Raw genomic sequence first — 17,094 nt, 5'->3', positions numbered from 1 at the left:
CTTGTAAATCCTACTTAGCTTCGGGCCAGTAATGGTCCGCACCGAGGTTGTAGGGAGCCTGGATTAGCCGCTTTGCGGGGACGACTTTCGACGCGTAGTCGCGTTGGGAGTCATATACCTTCTTGAAGAAGGCGTTGTTCTCGCTTTCCTTCTTCGCGATTTCGTCCCAAGAGGCGAGAATGTTCTGTAGAACGTCGTCGGGGGTACGGTGAACGGTCACGCCGTCTTCGTTGCGCATCTTGTCAAGCGCATCGGCGTCGAGCTTGCCCTTCCGGATATGCGACCTCAGGGTCGCTTCGCTTGCGGCAGCCTGCATGATGGCCTGGAGATCGGGAGCCAGCGAGTTCCAGACGTCACCGTTCACTAGGAAATCGACGATCGTCGCGGGATTGTGTGTCGACATTGGATAGAAATGTTTCCAGATCGTCTGGAACCCGATGCCCATGTCTTCGGCCGGGCCGACGAATTCAGCGCATTCAATGACACCCCGCTCACCTGCCGGGACGATCTCGCCGCCTGGCATGTTCACCGTAGACATACCCGAAGAGGCGAAGACTTCAGCTGTCACGCCAGTCTGGCGGCATTTGCGGCCTTTAAGGTCCGCCCAACTCTCAACCGGTCGTGCAAACCATCCGAGCGCCTGGTTTGCGCTCGTGACGGACGGGATTACTTCGATGTTGGTCTTCAGCTCTACGCGATAATAGTCGCGGTAAAGCTCAATACCGCCTCCCTCGTAAAGCCAACCGACGTAGTCGAGGATGTCCATGCCGAACGGCCCCCCGGCAGCGTCGCCGAAGAGTGTTCCTGCCCGATGTTTGCCGACCCAGTAAGCGACAGTGGAATGGCCGCCATCGATCACGTTTTTGTTGACCGCGTCCAGCACCTCGAACGCGGGGACGATCGTGCCTGCGGGCATGAATTCGATTTTCAGCCGACCGCCCGAGAGTTCTTCGACGCGCTTCGCCCACGTTTCCGCGGACGTGTAAATCGTGCTGGACGCCGGATATGCCGATTGAAAGCGAAGCGTTCTGGTCTCGGCCTGAGCCGACGTGGTCATTGCGACGATCAACGCGGCAATGCCACCGCAAATGAGCGATCTAATTCTCATATAATCCTCCTCTAGCGCTCCTTCCGCCCTCCTCGGCTTCTTAGAGCTCGCATGGTATGACCTCATACCATGCTAGACAAACAGGTAGCCTCACGGCTGTCAAGAACTTCATTGAGAGGAGCCGGCGAAGGGCCTGGCGCAGACGCACTCGTCCCCGTGGATTCCCTCGACGATCCGAATATGGTGGGCCAACATGGCTTCGCTCCGGAACGGTACAGCCCGGCACAATTGAGCGAAATCAACCGGAATGCAGATGATTGTGGACCAGCTCGAGGGTAGAAGCGCCCTGCCGCACAAGCTCATCATAAGAAACAGCGCGGCGCGGCCGAAAACTGCCAGCTAGAACGTGAGCGTGGCGATACGCGAAGATTCTGATGTCATAGCCCGAAGGGACGCTCTTGGTGACGATCACCCACTGCTCGTGAACCCATCTCGAGAGCCGCGGCGTCCTCAAGCCAGGCGCTCTCCAGCCACTGCTTGAAGGCGCTCACCTTTTGCGACCTCAGCCGCGACCTGACATAAGTGAGCGTGTGGCAACGCAGATTGGGTCCGGTCATTCCGAACGGAAGGACGAGGTTCCCCCTCTCGACGTCGCGCTGCAGCAACCGATAGCTTTCCAAGCAGACGCCGCGACCTTCGACCGCTGTGGCGATCGACATGAACGCGTCGCGGAAACGCGATCCCCGGTTCAGATCGATCTCGAGACCGTGATCCTTCGCCCATTGACGCCAGCTATAGAGGGTTTGCTCCGACTTGATGAGCGTATGGCCGACGAGGTCCGAAGGCCGCCGTATCGGCCTCTCCCCGTTCGCGACCTCGGGAGCGCACGCGACCACGATCGTCTCGAGGGGAAACTCCTCGGTCGCGATGGAGCCGAGACGGGGCACGCTGCCGTAGCAAATGTCGACGTCCACGGAACCGTCGCTCAGTTTGGTTGGCTCCGATGAGGAAATCAGCCGGATTTCGAGCAAGGGATGGAGCGACTCGAATTGCGGAAGTCGGGGCATCAGCCATAGCGACGCGAGGCTCGGAGCGCAGCCGACGCTCAGGACGTCGACGCTGTTGCGCCTGGACACTTCGTCGGTGGCGCGCTCGATCATCGACAGCGCTTCGGACAAGTCACGGTGATACCGTGCGCCGATCTCGGTAAGGGTGACGTTCCGCCCGATGCGGTGAAAGAGCTTTTCTCCGAGGTCCCCTTCCATCAGCCTGATCTGGTGGCTGACGGCCGACGGCGTCAGCTGCAGCTGGGCCGCGGCCTCCAGGAAAGAACCCCTCGTCCCCGCCACGACGAAGGACTGGATGGCCCGGATGGACGGAATCGACGTCATAACGCCTCGGACCCCTGAAAGCGGGCCTTGCGGAAACGCGGCCGGTTCATAGCGAAGCAACCTTCCGAGGCACGCGGTGGCCGACGTCGGAGCGTACGGCCTCTCCAGCCGCGATGCGCTTGATGTCTCCGAGAACCTGAGAGAAATCGCCCAGGCTCGACGTGCCGAAGCCCATGTAGACCTGCTTGTAGAGCTGGTAGAGCATCTCATACCGAGAACGCGTCGACGGATCGGGGTCGTATTTCTTGAGACCCACGCACATCGCGGCTTGGGCGGCCTCTATGGTGGCGTGGTCCTTCGACGCGAGGCTAGCGAAGATGCCCGACCCAAGGCCGGTGGGAAGGCCGTCAGGGACTAGGATCGGCTTCCCCAGGACGTTCGCATAGATCTGATTGAGCACGGGGTTCTTCTGGGGGACGCCGCCGCCATTGATCACTCTGTTCACCGGAACGCCATGCTGTTCCATACGCTCCAATATGATCCGCGTGTGGAACGCCGTTCCCTCGATCGCCGCATAAAGCTCGTCCTGCGCGGTGTGGCCCAGGTGCCAGCCAATGGTCATGCCGCCGAGATCGGAACGCACCAGCACGGTTCGATCCCCGTTGTCCCACGAGAAGCGCATCAGCCCTGTCTTGCCGCCCTCAATCGTCTCCAGGCCTTCGGACAGTTTCGACACCGTGGTGGAGGCCCGGCGGGCGATCGCGTCGAAAATGTCGCCGGTCGCCGAGAGACCCGCCTCGACCCCCACGAGATCCGGATGGGCACTCCCCGGCACAACGCCGCAGACACCCGGAATCAACTTGACGCGCTCGCTCACTGCGATGATGCATGTGGACGTGCCGATGACGTTGACCACATCGCCCAGTCGGCAACCCGCTCCGATCGCGTCCCAGTGCGCGTCGAAGGCGCCCACCGGGACCGGGATGCCCTCCTGCAAGTCGAGCTTCGCGGCCCACTCGGAGCTGAGACCCCCAGCAACCCTGGCGGAGGTCTGGTACGTGCCTCCGATTTTCTCCCTGACGCCATCGAAGAGCGGATCAACACGCGAGAGGAAAGCTTGCGAGGGCAAACCGCCCCACTTCGGGTTCCACATCCACTTGTGCCCCATCGCGCAGACGCTGCGGACGACCGCGGAGCTGTCGGTCACCCCAGTGAGCACTGCCGCCGCCATGTCGCAATGCTCGAGCGCGGTGCCGAAACGGCCCCGGAGCTTTGGATTGTGCCGGAGCCAATGAAGGAGCTTGGCGAAACCCCACTCGTGGGAATAGGTGCCGCCACACCACTCAATGGCTTCGAGATGGGTCTCGTGCGCCATGGCGGTGATCTCCTCCGCCTCCGACTTCGCCCGGTGGTCGCACCAGAGGTAATAGTCGCTCAAAGGATTGAGGTTCCTGTCGACCGGGATCACGGAAGAACCTGTCGTATCCACTGCTATGGCTCGCACGGCCTTTGGATCAACGCCGCAGTCCTTGATCGCCCGCTCCATGGCGAGCACGAGGCCATCCATGTGGTCGGAATGCGCCTGTGTCGCCAGATCGGGGTCGGACCGCGTTCGTCGAAGAGGGTATTCGGCTATCGCCGTGCCAAGCGGCCCGGTCAGAGTGTCCGCCAAGGTCACCCGAACGCTCAAAGTTCCGAAATCAACACCAGCTACTATCGACATCCTCATACCTGTTTTGATCGCTCGGTCTGGCCGTATGTCGCCGAGCTGCCGTGCTTTCGTTGAAAGTGCCGATCGAGCAGAGCCGCCGAAATCTCGGGGCTTTCCAAGCTGATCTGGCGCGAATGGAACGCGATCTTGGCCACCGCCTCGAGCATCTCGGCGTTATGGACCGCGTCGGCCGCGTCCTTGCCCCAGCAGAAGGGGCCATGGTCGTTGACGAGAGCGGCAGGAATCGACAGCGGGTCGCGGTTCCCGAGCGCCTCGGCAATCACCCTGCCAGTGTTTCGCACGTAGTCGTCTCGGATTTCGCTGTCGGTCAGCTGACGCGTCACCGGGATGGTTCCGTTGAAGTAGTCGGCGTGAGTCGTGCCCATCACCGGGATCGGCTGACCGGACTGCGCCCAAGCTGTCGCGAAAAATGAGTGCGTATGGACTACCGCGCCAATCGTCGGGAAGCTCTTGTAGAGTTCGATGTGCGTGTCGAGGTCGCTTGACGGGCGCAAGTCGCTCTCTAAGACGCGGCCGTCCAGATCGGTGATGACGATGTCGCCCGTGTTCATGGCTTTGTACGAGACGCCGCTGGGTTTGATCGCGACCACACCGTTCACTCGGTCGATGGCGCTGACGTTGCCGAACGTGGAGATAACGAGGCCGCTCTGATAGAGTTGGAAATTCGCGTCCAGGACGGCTTTGCGCAGTGCTGAGTGCTTCACGGTCGCTCCCTCACGTCTTGCGGCTGCGGTTGAAGCGGTCGGCGGCGACGGCGACAAGAATGATGGTGCCGATGACGACCTGGTGCCAGAACGTGTTCACATTGAGCAGATTGAGCCCGTTGCGAACCACCGCCATAAGCACCGCGCCTACCACGGTTCCGAACAGCGTCGCCCTGCCGCCCGACAGACCGGTTCCACCGATCACCACCGCGGCGATGACGTCTAGCTCGTAGCCCTGCCCGGCTTCCGGCATCGCGGACTCTAGTCGCGAGGTCAGCATGATCCCGGCGAAAGCGGACAACACTCCTGCCAACACATAGACCGCGATCTTGACCTTGTCGGTCGGGATACCGACGAGACGGGCGGCGTCGGGATTGCTACCGATGGACAGCACGAAGCGGCCGAAACGGGTGTAGTAGAGAAGATAGAAGGCGACTGCGAACGCGATGGTGGTCAGGACCACCGGAACCGGTACGGCGGCCAAATAACCCTGGCCGATCATTCGGAACGCCGGATCGGATGCGCCAGTGATCGGTATGCCTTGCGTGTAGACCATCACGACGCCGCGGCTGACCACCATGATGGCCATCGTCGCTATGAAGTCCGTGATGCCGACCTTCGTGATAAGAAGGCCGTTGATGACTCCTATGAACGCGCCCAGAGCGAGACCCGCGAGGCAGGCGACGGGCACCGGACATCCGAGAACCAGGAGGTTCGCGGTAACGAGCCCGGTAAGCGCAAGCGTGGAGCCGACCGACAGGTCGATGCCGCGCATCCCGATGACGAACGTCGCGCCGAACGCGATGACGGCGATTGGCACCGCCTGCCTCAAAACGTCCGTCAGGTTCCCGACCGTGAAGAATCGCGGGGCCGCGAAGCCAAGTGCGATGAGCAACACGACGAATGCGATATAGACACCCGCGTTGCCGCTGGCGAGGCCAAATTTGAAGCCGTGCCGTGGACGCGTGACTGCAACTTCAGCCATTGATTCCTCCCACTGGATGAATGCTTTCCGGGGGCCTAACCGAATGGAGCGCCAACGTCTCTTCCGTGGACGAGGCGGCATCGACCACCGTTGTGATTTTGCCTTCGAACATCACCGCGACGCGGTGGCAAAGGCCGAGCAACTCGGCATTGTCGGCCGACACCACGATGACGGTGCATCCGTCCTGGGCGGCGGCCTGCACCAAGGCATAGACCTCGGATTTGGCGCGGACGTCGACGCCACGCGTCGGCTCCTCGAGCAGGAGTACCTTGGGCTGGGTGAGCAGCCAACGAGCCAGCATGACCTTCTGTTGGTTGCCACCGCTCAGCGAGCTGATCTCCGCCTGCGGCCCGTCGCACTTCACGCCGAGCTTCGAGATGTAACTTCGCGCGACTTCCTTCTCCTTGGAGGGCCGCAGGGTGATCTTCCCGAGGACACCCAAGTTGGCGATCGATAGATTCCATCCGACCGAATGCTCGGGGAAGATGCCCTCGACCTTCCGTTCGGCGGGCAGAAATGCGAACCGCTCTCTGATGGCGTCGGTGATGTCCGTCAGCTGGACATCCTTGCCGTCGACCTTAACGGTGCCGCGTTCATAAGCCCGCTGGCCGAATAGGGCTCGGAGAAGCGCGCTCTTGCCCGAGCCCTCCAGGCCGGCGATCCCAAAAATCTCTCCCTTCGTAAGCGAGAAGGAGATGTCGTCGAAAGCTCCCGCTCTCGACAGGCCGCGCACTTCCAGCGAGGGATCGGACCTCGATGGGACGCGGGGAGGAAACTGTTTGGAAAGGGCACCGCCGATCATGGCGGCGACGACTTTGTCGACGTCAAGGTCGGCGACCGGAAGGTCGGCCGCCGTGCGGCCGTCGCGGAGCACCATGACGCGGCTGCAGATCCCGAGCAGTTCCTTGATCCGGTGCGAAACGTAGATGATGGCCTTTCCGGCAGCCTTCAGACGCTTGATGATAGCGAAAAGCTGTTTGCGTTCGACCTCCTCGAGCGCCTCGGTCGGCTCGTCCATGATGATGATGTCGGCGTTGCTGTTCAGCGCCTTGGCGATCTCGATCATCTGGCGGTCGGAAAGGCTCAGTTCCCGGACCGGGCGGTCGATCGCGACCTCCACGCCAAGCTCTTCGGAAAGAAGGCGGCTCGCTTCGCTGCGCATCTGCCCGTGGCTCAGCGGGGCGAGCGAAAAGCCGCTGCGCCGCAACTCGCGTCCCGCGAAAATGTTCTCGACGGCGTCGAAGTCCGGGAAGAGGCTGAGTTCCTGGTAGATGATCGCGATGCCGGCGTCGGCTCCGGCCTTCGGGCTGTCGAGCTCGACTTCCTTTCCGCGGACGGTGATCGTGCCGCCGTCGCGTGAATAAGCGCCCGCGAGGATTTTCATCAACGTGGATTTGCCAGCGCCGTTTTCACCGACCAAGCCCAAGACTTCACCGCCGTTGAGCGCCAGGTCGATTCCCTGCAGAGCGACCATGTTGCCGAAGCGCTTGCCTATGCCCTTCATTTCGAGAAGCGGACTGTTGGCCAATTGCATCTCCTCCGGGTACGCGGCCCTCCGGAGAGGGCCGCAACGTCCTCACATCTTCTGCTGGGGGACGTAGTCGTAGTCGGTCTGGTCGAACGTCTTGATGTTCTTGGCGTCGTAGACCTTGGGGGCGACAAAGATTTTCTTCGGAAGGGGATTTCCCTTCATCAGGAACTCGTCGACGGCGCGCACGATGTTGCGGCCCTCTTCCTTGGCTCCGGTGTCGACCGTCGCGGAGAAGTCGCCCGTCAAGATGGCGGCGTTCGCCTCCTTCATGTTCTCATAGCCAACGATGGCGACCTTCCCGTTCAGACCCTTGGCCTTGAGAGCCTGCAGCCCACCAAGAGCCATTTCGTCATAGAGCGCGACGAGGACTTCGATGTCCGGGTTCGCGGTGAACATGTTCTCGGTCACCGAGAGACCTTGTGCGCGGACCCAGCCGGCCGGCTGCTGAGCGACGATCTTGAAGTTCGGATGCTTTGAGATGATCTCGTCGAAGCCCTTCATACGCTGGCTGGTGTGCGGACCCGGCAGGCCTTCGAGGATGCCGATCTTGACCTCCTTGTCGCCATAGGTGTCCACGAGCCACTGGGCCTGCGCGCGGCCGCCGTCCGACTGATCGTAGCCGATGTCGCTGACGTAATACGGGTTGTCCGCGACCGGAGAGTTGAACAGAAAGACCGGAATGCCGGCTTCCGTGGCGCGACGGATCGACGGCAACAGAGCGCCTTCGTTGTAGAGAGCGACCGCGATCGCGTCGACGCCGTCGTTGATCCAGGCTTCCATGGCCCGGATCTGATCGTCGGTGGCCGACTGGCTGCTCGGGGCCTGGACGAGAAGTTCGATGGCTTCCGCGCCGCCGCGCTTGTCGATCTCTTCCTTCACACCAGCCAGGACGCGCTGATAGTAGGTGTCCATCGCCGTTGGCAGGAAGCCGAGCTTGAGAGGACGGTTGTCCTTCTTTAGGGGCTTCATCTCTTGCCCGGTCTGCTCTATGTCCTTGTCCATCAGAATGCCGGGAAACACGGCGTTGTAGTCCGGCTCAGCGGCGAGCGCGGGCTGGAAGCCGACAGAAGCGGCGAACGCGACCGCTGCGCAGAGCAATGTACGTCGTTTGAAAGTCGTCACGAGGTCCTCCCTTGTTGTGACAAGACACACTCCTCCCTTCCCCGGGGTCGCCCCGGGGAGGAATTTTTCGAAGTTGGTCGAGGGCTCAGAGGCCAGGCGCTATGGTGAAGACCATGCGGATGGGATTAGAGCCGTAGTTCAGGCACTGGTAGCTGACGCCCGCGGGTAGGAAGAACACCTCCCCGTCCCGGATGTGGAAAGTCTCGTCGCCGTCCGCGACATAAAAAGTTGCCGGGCCCCTTAACACGTAGAAGACAGCGTCGCCGTCGTGACTGTTGGGCTCGCTCGCCCTGGGACCGACGCCGCCGACAGGGATGACGATCTCGCCGACATGCATGTAGTCGTTGGAGACGCAGAGCTCGATGAGTACCGGGTGGTCCTGGCCGAAGATCAGGTTCAACCTGTCTTCCTTCGCGACTTTCACAAGGTCGCCCTTGGAACGCGCCTCAGCGCCGTCGACGGGGTGCTTGCCGACTTTCTCAAGGCTCATTCGGAGACCCTCCGTTCGGATTTGAAGAGACGCGTCGCGCCGAAATATCCCGTCGGCGGCCCCTTGTCGTCCCAGATGCGCGGCGCGATGCAGAACAGGATCACGGCCGCCTTGTCGGTGAAGTTGTAACCGCGGTGCGGAACGCCCATGGGGATCAGGATCGACTCCCCGGGGCCCATACGCTCAGTGTGGCCCGTCTCCGGATTGAGAAGGTGCACTTCGCCCTCGAGCACGTAGTAGACCTCGTCCCCGGCGTGGATGTCGGCGGGATCGAAATTGCTGCCCGGAGCCAGCTGGTAGATGCCTGTGGTCATCTTGTCCGTGCTGGCCAGCAGGTAGTTCAGGTCGCTCGAATACGGCTTGTTGCCCGTATAGATAAACATCTTGAACTTGTCCGCCGTCAGGTGGTGCGGCTTCTTTTCCCTTGGCGGGAACGGGAAGTTGCCGAAGTATGCGGGTATGGTCATCGGGAGAGCCTCAGGTCCTCAGTTCCGAAAGGAGCGCCTTGAGCAGACGCCAAGTGGAGTCGACGGTGGTGTGGTTCAGACGCTCGCGAGTGGTGTGGACGTCGAAGGCCTCCGGTCCGATCGACAGCATGTCGATGTCCGGCACCTTCTTGCGGAAAAGGCCGAGCTCGAGGCTCGAGTGCGAGACCTCCACGTGCGGCTGCTCGCCAAATTCCTTCTCGTATGCGGAGCGGCCGGCATTCAGCATCCGGGAGTTCGGATTGTAGGGCCATTCCGGGCAATCGGCGAAAGTCTCGACGGTCGCGTCGTTGCCAACCACTTCGGCGAGCTCGCGGATTTTGTCGACGATGTTGTAGCGGCGTGAGCTGACGGCGCTCGGCACCGTGGACACGATCTCGACGCGATCTTCGTCGTTTGAGATCAGCGCCACGGTGTTCGAGCTCTCAACCAGGTTGTCGACGACAAGGCTCCGGCTCTGGACGCCGTTCGGCAGAAGGTTCAAAGCGGAAACCATCGCCTTCGCGACAGGAGGCGCGAACACCGAGCGTGCGTCGCTGTCGGTTTCTGTCAGGGTGACTTTCAGACCCGGGTCGCTCACGCAGTACTCCGCTGCGATCGCCCTGCCTTCGGCCTCGATGGCAGCCTTCAACGTGTCGAACCGCGACGGATCGAACGAGATCACAGCTTCTGCTTCGCCGGGGATGACATAGCGGTTCACGCCGCCCTTCACACCGATCAGGCCGATGTCGGTTTCCTTAGACGCCAAGCGGAGAAGACGGCCGAGGAGCACGACCGCGTTGCCACGCTCAAGATGGATGTCAAACTCGGAGTGACCGCTGCTAAGTCCGGAGATGCGGAGCAGCGCCGCCTTCTGCCCGGCCGCTCGGTCAGTCCACTTGAGCGGAATCTGGAACTTGGCGGAAATGTCGCCCGCGCATCCGGCGAACAGCGACTTAGGATCATGCCAATTCATGTCGAGCAGGCGCTTACCAGTCAGCTTGGAACCATCGAAATGCTGGGCACCGCCCTTCCCGACCTCTTCCTGCACCGTCAGGACGACCTCGAGCGGCGGATGCGGGATGTCATCGGAGGCGAGCAGCGACATTGCGAGCGCCACGCCCACTGTGTTGTCCGCGCCGAGGGTCGTTCCGGTTCCGTGGATGAAGTCGCCGTCGATGCGCAGCTTGATCCCCTCTCTCTGGAAATCGTGCTCGAAGCCCTCGTCGCTCTCGCAAACGATGTCGGTATGTCCGTGGAGGATCAGGGTCGGCGCGTTCTCGTAGCCGGGCGTGCCGGGCTTCTTGATGAGCAGGTTCCAAATGTCGTCCTGATAGACTTCGAGGCCCCTGGCGCGAGCGAAGGCTGCGATGTGATCGCTGACCTGCTTCTCATTGTAGGACCCTCGCGGGATCGCGCTCAGCTCTTCGAAGAAGCCGAAGAAGATGGCAGGCTCCAGCCCAGCCAACACGGAATTACTTTGATGATGCGACACTGTATTGGCAAATACGCTCATATGCTCCTCCCATCATGTAAACAGGCAATACGTCCTCGTTCGCGGAAGCCAGTCCACGACAACAAGACTTAGATGTAGTGCTATTTCCTCTATATCCGCCTAGGGGAAACTCCTTCGCGACCCTTGGCACGATGAAACATCTTACCTTTCGCTCGAAATTTCAAACGCATTATTTGTGGAAATAGGTGAGAAAAATTCATCTGAAACTGTCACTGTATGCGGTAGTGCATACCTTGGCGGACTTCGCGCTTGCATTCTGCGGGGGTTGCGAGAGCACGGTCTTGCGGCAGGGAGCTCGAGAAAACGGCACACGCCTTTAATTTACTTAGACGTCCGCCAGTGGCGAGGGGGCGGTCTGGTGGTGCAGCTCGAATTGCGATCTGGTCTCGTCGTCCCACGCCAAGTCCAAGGCGGCCACGGCGTCATCGAGATGCGAAGCCTTCGTCACGCTTATGATGGGTGACGCGGCGTCCGGTTTGACTAGAACCCACAACCGATACCAATCGCGCCGTAGCCGATCGAAACGCTCGGACCCTTGGTGCACGCTCGTGACCGTCGCCTTGTCGGACTCCTCCGTCTTCCGATCTCAATCACTCCGCAGCCAGCGGGCGAACTCTTCCTTGTAGTCGGGGTGCCAGCGCGAGAGCGCGGGCCTGTTGCGCACCATGTCTTCCGCCGCCCAACGGATGCGTTTGGCGTCCAGGGCCGCAGTGACCGCGTTGTCGGGGCAGATGATGTAGAAGTCGCCGTTGCGGAAGCGCTCCAGGAAGAGCTCGATCACCTGCTCCGCGGTCCATGGTTCTTCCGGCTTACTGCCCGGGGCGAAGTCCGAACCCGGGAAATTCATCGGCGTCCATGTATAGCCGGGTACCAGAAGATTCGCCGAGACGCGCCCGTTCGTCGCCTTGCGAAGCTCGTGGGAGAGCTGCTCGGTGAGTACTTTGATACCCGCCTTGCTGACCGAGTAGGCCGCGTTGCCAGGAGGTGTAGTAATTCCTTCCTTCGACCCAAGGTTCACGACTGCCGAGGGAAGCGATTGCTCGATCATGCCCGGCACGAAAAGATGCTGCGCGGTCACCACGGCGAAGAAGTTGACTTCGAGCTGCCGCCTCCAGAGCGCCGGATCGTCCCACGGCCCCGCACCCTTCGTGATCCCCGCATTGTTGACCAGAAGGGCGACGTCTTCAAGACGGTCCCGCGTCTCATCCCTGAGCCGCTGCAGGTCCGAGGGGTTCGAAACGTCGCCTACGACGACCACGTGGCCGACACTCAAGGTTGATGCGAAGGCCTTCAAGGCGTCTTCGTCGCTGTCGAAGAGCGCCAGGCGCATCCCCTCAGCGGCGAGCCGGCGCGCCATCGCGGCCCCGAGCCCCTTTGCCGCACCCGTTATGACGGCGACCCGTCCGGGCGCGATGATCTTGTTGGCTGTATCGTTCATCGATGATCCTTCCGTTCTTGCGTTGTTCGCTCAGCAGCCGAGCGCGTCGGCGATCGCGACCAGGTCATTGCCGACGACATCCCAGTCGCTATCCGCGTGCAAGTCGGTTTTCTGACCTGGTCCGTGTTCCGTGGCCCGCGTGATGAAGACTGTTTTCAGCCCCGCGCGCCGGGCGGCGGCGAGGTCGTAATTGTGGGCCGCCACCATCGCCACCTGCCCCGGCTCAAGACCCGCCTTGAGTGCCGAACCGATGTAAGTCGCGGTCTGGGGCTTGTAGGTCCGCGTCACTTCAGCTCCAAGAATCATGTCCCACGGCAGCCCGGCGAACCGGGCCAGGTTTGTCATGCCGCCGATGTGGCCGTTGGAGATCGGCGCAAGCTTGTATTTCGACTTCAGTCTCGTCAGACCTTCGACTGAGTCCGGCCAGGGATCGAGCCGGTCCCAAGCCTTGTTGACTTCCTCAAGCTCCTCCATCGGGATCGCCGCGACGTCGGCCCCGACCTGCGCGAGGACCGCGATGAGGTTCTCGAGGTTCAACTCGTTCAAAGGCAGCCACGGCCGCTTTCCCGACCTCACAGCTTCCATGGCTGGCTCGTAAAGCGAACGCCAGCGGTCAGCGAACTCCGCGGGGGGAGCCGCTATGTGGCGCGCTTCGAGAAAAGGTGCGACCGCTCGCGCGACACCCGACCTCCAGTCGACCAATGTGCCGAAGACGTCGAAGCCCAACAGTTTCACTTCGCTGAAATCTCGCTCCATCGCTTTAAACCCTCGTTCGTCGCTATCCTGCTTACGTATCCGGAAAATTGAACGATGACCGCCGTTCACCACCCCGCCAAAACGCCCTCCAAATAAATCTCGTTGACATCGACAAACAATACACTAACGTATGCGTTATCGAATGCAAAGTCACGCATTTCGATTTCGCTCCCGGGAGGTTGATATGAGCATTGAAACTTCAATGTCGATTCGCAGTCTTATGATGGCCGCCGCTGTCGCGCTGAGCGCGTCTTTCGCGCCGAACGCCTACGCGATCGACGTCACCCAGCAGATCAAGGAAATCGAGAATAGTCCCGCGGATGGCCCGAACGGCGAGAAGGCGGTCCTCGCGAGCGACCTCAAGCTGATGCCCGAAGAGATCGAGCAGATCAAGGCCAAGAACGCGACGGCCGCGATCGTCATGCACTATACGGCGTCGGATTGGGCCAAAGCCCAGATGGCTGGCCAGAAGAAGGCTCTCGACGAACTCGGCATCAAGATCATCGCGACCACCGACGCCGGCTACAAGGCCGAACAGCAGGTGGCCGACATCGAGAGCGTGATGGCGCTCAAACCCGACATCATCATCTCTGTCCCCGCGGAGCAGTCTGCGACGGCCGCGGCCTACAAGAAAGCCGCCGCCGCGGGCATCAAGATCGTGTTCCTCGACCAGGCGGCCGCCGGAATGAAGCCGGGTGCCGACTATGTGAGTCTCGTGTCCTCCGACAACCGGGGCATGGGCAAGGTCGCGGCGCTCCTCATGGCCAAAGCCCTCAACGGCAAGGGTGAGATCGGCCTGATCCCGCACGCTTCCGACCTGTTCGCGACCAAAGAGCGCGTGGTGGGCTTCAAGGAAGCAATCGCTGCGTTCCCCGACATCAAGGTGGTGGACGAAAGCGGCGTCGGCGGCCCCGACTTCGCTGGCGAATCCGAGCGCATCGCCTCCGCGATGCTGACGGCCCATCCCACCCTCAACGGCCTCTGGGCTGTGTGGGACGTCCCGACCGAGGGCGTGCTCGCCGCGGCGCGCGCTGCCGGAGCATCCACCGATCTTGTGATCACCACCTGCGACCTCGGCGTCAACATCTCGCTCGACATGGCCAAGGACGGCTACGTCAAGGGGACGGGTTCGCAGCGGCCGTTCGGCGCGGGCTATGCGGAAGGCATTCTGGCGGGCTACGCCCTGCTTGGGAAGGAAGCGCCTCCCTATGTCGTACTCCCCGCGCTCGCCGTGACGCGCGACAATCTCATCGACGCTTGGCCCCAATCGAACGGCGACCAGGCTCCCGACATCCTCGTGAAGGCGATGAACTGATCCGAAAGAAGTGGACGGCTGTTCGGCCGTCCACTTTGAGAGGCGAGCCCATGACACAGCCCATGACACAGCCCATGACACAGCCCATGCACGCGCCGAGCGCGGCCCCGCGAGATGTCGCCGCGGTCAAGATGACCGACATCAAGAAATCCTACGGCGGCGTCCACGCGCTCAGGGGTGTGAGCCTGACGATTCGCCCGGGCACCATCCACGCCCTGATTGGCGAAAATGGCGCGGGCAAATCCACGCTGCTCAAAATCTTGCAGGGCGTGGTGACGCCCACGGAAGGTTCAATCGAGGTCTTCGGCGAGCATCTGACGGCAGTCTCCCCGGAGAACTCCCGTAGGCTCGGAATCGAGATGATCTTCCAGGACCTGAGCCTCATCCCCACGCTGACCATCGCGCAGAACATCTTCCTGAACCGCGAACCCCGCCGCATGACCCTGTTGGTCGATGAGCGGCGGGAAGTCGAGCACGCGGCCAAGATCATCGGCGAACTGAACCTGAACATCGATCCGAGGACGCGCGTCTCGGAGTTGAGCCCCGCGCAGGCGCAGCTAACCGAGATCGCGAAAGCCATCTCCCAGAAGGCGCGCGTCCTCATCCTCGACGAGCCGACGTCGGCATTGAGCGCGCAGGAAGTCGACATCCTTTTCAAGATGCTGCGCAAACTGACGGCGGACGGCACTGCGATCGTCTACGTCTCCCACCGCATGACCGAGATCATGACGATTGCGGACGAGATTACCATCCTGCGCGACGGGCAGAACGTCACGTCCGGCAACATCGCGGAATTCACGCTCGATACCATCGTCCAGAACATGGTCGGTAAGCGGGTGACGGGGTTCGAGTACAAACCCCACGAGATCGACCGCGGCACGCAGCCCGCGCTCAAGGTGCGTTCCCTCTCGGGCAAGCACGGCAAGCCGAATGACGTCTCATTCGATCTCTACAGGGGCGAGGTTCTCGGTATCGCCGGGCTGATGGGGGCCGGACGGACCGAACTGGCGCGGGTGCTGTTCGGCGTCGATGCCAAGGCCGACGGCACGGTCGAACTCGACGGCAAGGCTCTCGAGTTCCGGTCGCCCGCCGAAGCCATCGAAGCCGGTATCGTGCTCGTGCCGGAAAGCCGTCATGACCAGGGTCTTGTCATCGAACATACCGTCGGACACAACCTCGGCCTTCCGCAATTGGCCCAACTCGCCAGCGGTCCGTTCCTCAATCGCCGGAGGGAGCGTGATCTCACCTCGGAATTGATCTCGCGGTTGCGCATCAAGACACCGGACGCCGATAACAAGGTCCGTAACCTTTCGGGCGGAAACCAACAGAAGATCGTCATCGCCAAGTGGCTTGCGACCGACCCATCCGTCGTTATCCTCGACGAGCCGACTGCGGGCGTAGACATCGGCTCCAAGGCGGAGATCGTCGAGTTGATCAGGAGCATCGCGAGCAGCGGAAAGTCCGTGATCGTGATCTCGTCGGAGCCCGCCGAGCTGTTGGCGACCAGCGACCGGATACTGGTGCTCAGCAACGGTTGCCTCGCCCGGGAGATCAGCCGATCGGAAATCGACGCCTGGGCAACCACGGAGGGCGACGAATCGCAGTCGAGCATGATCCGCGTGGAACTCGGCCTCCAGGTCGCCATCCAGAAAGCTAGTCAAAATGTCCACTGAAACAACCATCGTGAAAGCGGAGCCGGTCATGGCCACTTCATCGAAGCCCTGGTACGGCAACTGGCGCGACTACGTCGTCTATATCGGCTTCGTGGTGATTTTCATTGTCTTCGCCATCCTGCTCCATGACCGCGGGTTCCTGTCTCCGAACAACCTGCTGAACGTCCTGCGCCAGACGGCGATCATCGCTATCATGGCGATGGCCATGTCCTTCGTGCTCTCGGCGGGTGAAATCGATCTTTCGGTCGGCGCGATCGCGGGCCTCACCTCGGTGGTCGCGGGCATGGTCCTGATGCAATATGGCCTTGTGTTCGGCATCGTCGCGGGACTCTGCCTCGGTCTTGTCGTTGGAGCCATCAACGGAGCGCTGACGGCGTACCTCAACATACCCTCGTTCCTGGTCACGCTCGGTATGATGGGCATTGCCAGAGGTGTCGGCATGTGGGTGAGCGGTACCTCCCCCGTCCCCGTCATCGACGACACCTTCATCTACGCTTTTGGCTCCGGGAACATCGGACTCATCCCGGTCCTCGTGATCTGGGTCGCCGTTCTCGGCACCATCGCGCATCTCGCGATCCGCAAGACCCCGTTCGGTCGCAAGGTCATGGCGGCGGGCGGCAATCCGGTCGCCGCACTTTACAGCGGCGTCAATGTGAAGCGCGTGAAGTTTCAGGTGCTGATGATCACGGGCGTGGCTGCGGCCATCGCTGGGATGCTCTACGCTGGCCGACTGCAGTCCGGCCGCTTCCAGCTCGGAGAAGGCGATGAGCTGTCGGTGATCGCGGCCGTCGTGCTGGGCGGCACCAGCCTCTTCGGAGGAAGGGGGACGGTCGTCGGCTCGATCGTGGGCGCGCTCCTCATCGGGATCATCAACAACGGACTCATCCTCGGAGGCCTGGAATACAGCCAGCAGCTGATCGCCCGCGGGATGCTTATCATACTCGCCGTCGCCATCGGGCGCGGACGTTGAGATTTAAAGTTAATTTGCA

At 61.6% G+C, this 17,094-nt stretch carries 15 protein-coding genes; 3 read left to right on the top strand and 12 right to left on the bottom strand.

The window, feature by feature from the left end; genetic code table 11:
- Nucleotides 1-10: 10 nt before the first annotated feature.
- The 12 genes from NXT3_RS24885 to NXT3_RS24820 all read right to left on the bottom strand — a co-directional run bounded on the left by NXT3_RS24885 (nt 11) and on the right by NXT3_RS24820 (nt 13,117).
- Nucleotides 11-1,069: a TRAP transporter substrate-binding protein gene (locus tag NXT3_RS24885; protein WP_199773445.1), complete on the bottom strand. Its 1,059-nt coding sequence runs from the start codon at nt 1,067-1,069 to the stop codon at nt 11-13.
- Between the two features lie 416 nt (nt 1,070-1,485).
- Complete coding sequence (locus tag NXT3_RS24875) at nt 1,486-2,439, bottom strand: LysR substrate-binding domain-containing protein (protein ID WP_104840862.1); 954 nt, start codon at nt 2,437-2,439, stop codon at nt 1,486-1,488.
- Between the two features lie 46 nt (nt 2,440-2,485).
- Complete coding sequence (locus tag NXT3_RS24870) at nt 2,486-4,102, bottom strand: ribulokinase (protein ID WP_104841393.1); 1,617 nt, start codon at nt 4,100-4,102, stop codon at nt 2,486-2,488.
- A 2-nt stretch (nt 4,103-4,104) separates the two neighbouring features.
- The gene (araD, locus tag NXT3_RS24865; protein ID WP_104840861.1) at nt 4,105-4,815 is read right to left on the bottom strand and encodes an L-ribulose-5-phosphate 4-epimerase AraD; all 711 of its coding nucleotides are present in this window, start codon (nt 4,813-4,815) and stop codon (nt 4,105-4,107) included.
- Nucleotides 4,816-4,825: 10 nt separating this feature from the next.
- Nucleotides 4,826-5,800, bottom strand: coding sequence for an ABC transporter permease (locus tag NXT3_RS24860; protein ID WP_104840860.1), 975 nt, complete (start codon nt 5,798-5,800; stop codon nt 4,826-4,828).
- On the bottom strand, nt 5,793-7,334 hold the full coding sequence (locus NXT3_RS24855; protein WP_234828237.1) for a sugar ABC transporter ATP-binding protein: 1,542 nt from the start codon (nt 7,332-7,334) through the stop codon (nt 5,793-5,795). Before NXT3_RS24855 ends, NXT3_RS24860 begins: the two co-directional genes overlap by 8 nt.
- A 42-nt stretch (nt 7,335-7,376) precedes the next feature.
- Complete coding sequence (locus tag NXT3_RS24850) at nt 7,377-8,453, bottom strand: sugar ABC transporter substrate-binding protein (protein WP_199773444.1); 1,077 nt, start codon at nt 8,451-8,453, stop codon at nt 7,377-7,379.
- An 85-nt stretch (nt 8,454-8,538) separates the two neighbouring features.
- Nucleotides 8,539-8,943 (bottom strand): cupin domain-containing protein, encoded by a 405-nt coding sequence (locus NXT3_RS24845; protein ID WP_104840858.1) that lies wholly within the window; start codon nt 8,941-8,943, stop codon nt 8,539-8,541.
- A complete protein-coding gene (locus NXT3_RS24840; protein ID WP_104840857.1) occupies nt 8,940-9,410 on the bottom strand; it encodes a cupin domain-containing protein in 471 nt (156 codons plus the stop codon). The genes NXT3_RS24845 and NXT3_RS24840 overlap by 4 nt, the downstream gene beginning before the upstream one ends.
- A gap of 10 nt (nt 9,411-9,420) precedes the next feature.
- Entirely contained in the window at nt 9,421-10,923 is a 1,503-nt protein-coding gene (locus tag NXT3_RS24835; RefSeq protein WP_104840856.1) for an aminoacyl-histidine dipeptidase, read from the bottom strand.
- Nucleotides 10,924-11,509: 586 nt separating this feature from the next.
- Complete coding sequence (locus NXT3_RS24825; protein ID WP_104840854.1) at nt 11,510-12,361, bottom strand: SDR family NAD(P)-dependent oxidoreductase; 852 nt, start codon at nt 12,359-12,361, stop codon at nt 11,510-11,512.
- A gap of 30 nt (nt 12,362-12,391) precedes the next feature.
- Complete coding sequence (locus NXT3_RS24820; protein ID WP_104840853.1) at nt 12,392-13,117, bottom strand: haloacid dehalogenase type II; 726 nt, start codon at nt 13,115-13,117, stop codon at nt 12,392-12,394.
- A 184-nt stretch (nt 13,118-13,301) separates the two neighbouring features.
- Between NXT3_RS24820 and NXT3_RS24815 the strand changes: the two genes are divergently transcribed.
- The 3 genes from NXT3_RS24815 (at nt 13,302) to NXT3_RS24805 (ending at nt 17,075) form a co-directional block, all read left to right on the top strand.
- Complete coding sequence (locus tag NXT3_RS24815; RefSeq protein ID WP_104840852.1) at nt 13,302-14,432, top strand: substrate-binding domain-containing protein; 1,131 nt, start codon at nt 13,302-13,304, stop codon at nt 14,430-14,432.
- Between the two features lie 74 nt (nt 14,433-14,506).
- Complete coding sequence (locus NXT3_RS24810; RefSeq protein ID WP_104840851.1) at nt 14,507-16,105, top strand: sugar ABC transporter ATP-binding protein; 1,599 nt, start codon at nt 14,507-14,509, stop codon at nt 16,103-16,105.
- Between the two features lie 28 nt (nt 16,106-16,133).
- Nucleotides 16,134-17,075: an ABC transporter permease gene (locus tag NXT3_RS24805; protein WP_199773443.1), complete on the top strand. Its 942-nt coding sequence runs from the start codon at nt 16,134-16,136 to the stop codon at nt 17,073-17,075.
- Nucleotides 17,076-17,094 lie beyond the last annotated feature (19 nt).

This window comes from Sinorhizobium fredii, from assembly GCF_002944405.1.
Lineage (GTDB): Bacteria > Pseudomonadota > Alphaproteobacteria > Rhizobiales > Rhizobiaceae > Sinorhizobium > Sinorhizobium fredii_C.
This window is presented reverse-complemented; position numbering and strand designations above follow the sequence as displayed.

Coding starts and splice junctions, on each gene's coding strand:
- NXT3_RS24875 (WP_104840862.1), bottom strand. CDS start 2,439: ATGACGTCGATTCCGTCCATCCGGGCCATCCAGTCCTTCGTCGTGGCG.
- NXT3_RS24870 (WP_104841393.1), bottom strand. CDS start 4,102: ATGTCGATAGTAGCTGGTGTTGATTTCGGAACTTTGAGCGTTCGGGTG.
- NXT3_RS24860 (WP_104840860.1), bottom strand. CDS start 5,800: ATGGCTGAAGTTGCAGTCACGCGTCCACGGCACGGCTTCAAATTTGGC.
- NXT3_RS24855 (WP_234828237.1), bottom strand. CDS start 7,334: ATGCAATTGGCCAACAGTCCGCTTCTCGAAATGAAGGGCATAGGCAAG.
- NXT3_RS24845 (WP_104840858.1), bottom strand. CDS start 8,943: ATGAGCCTTGAGAAAGTCGGCAAGCACCCCGTCGACGGCGCTGAGGCG.
- NXT3_RS24840 (WP_104840857.1), bottom strand. CDS start 9,410: ATGACCATACCCGCATACTTCGGCAACTTCCCGTTCCCGCCAAGGGAA.
- NXT3_RS24835 (WP_104840856.1), bottom strand. CDS start 10,923: ATGAGCGTATTTGCCAATACAGTGTCGCATCATCAAAGTAATTCCGTG.
- NXT3_RS24825 (WP_104840854.1), bottom strand. CDS start 12,361: ATGAACGATACAGCCAACAAGATCATCGCGCCCGGACGGGTCGCCGTC.
- NXT3_RS24820 (WP_104840853.1), bottom strand. CDS start 13,117: ATGGAGCGAGATTTCAGCGAAGTGAAACTGTTGGGCTTCGACGTCTTC.
- NXT3_RS24815 (WP_104840852.1), top strand. CDS start 13,302: ATGAGCATTGAAACTTCAATGTCGATTCGCAGTCTTATGATGGCCGCC.
- NXT3_RS24810 (WP_104840851.1), top strand. CDS start 14,507: ATGACACAGCCCATGCACGCGCCGAGCGCGGCCCCGCGAGATGTCGCC.
- NXT3_RS24805 (WP_199773443.1), top strand. CDS start 16,134: ATGGCCACTTCATCGAAGCCCTGGTACGGCAACTGGCGCGACTACGTC.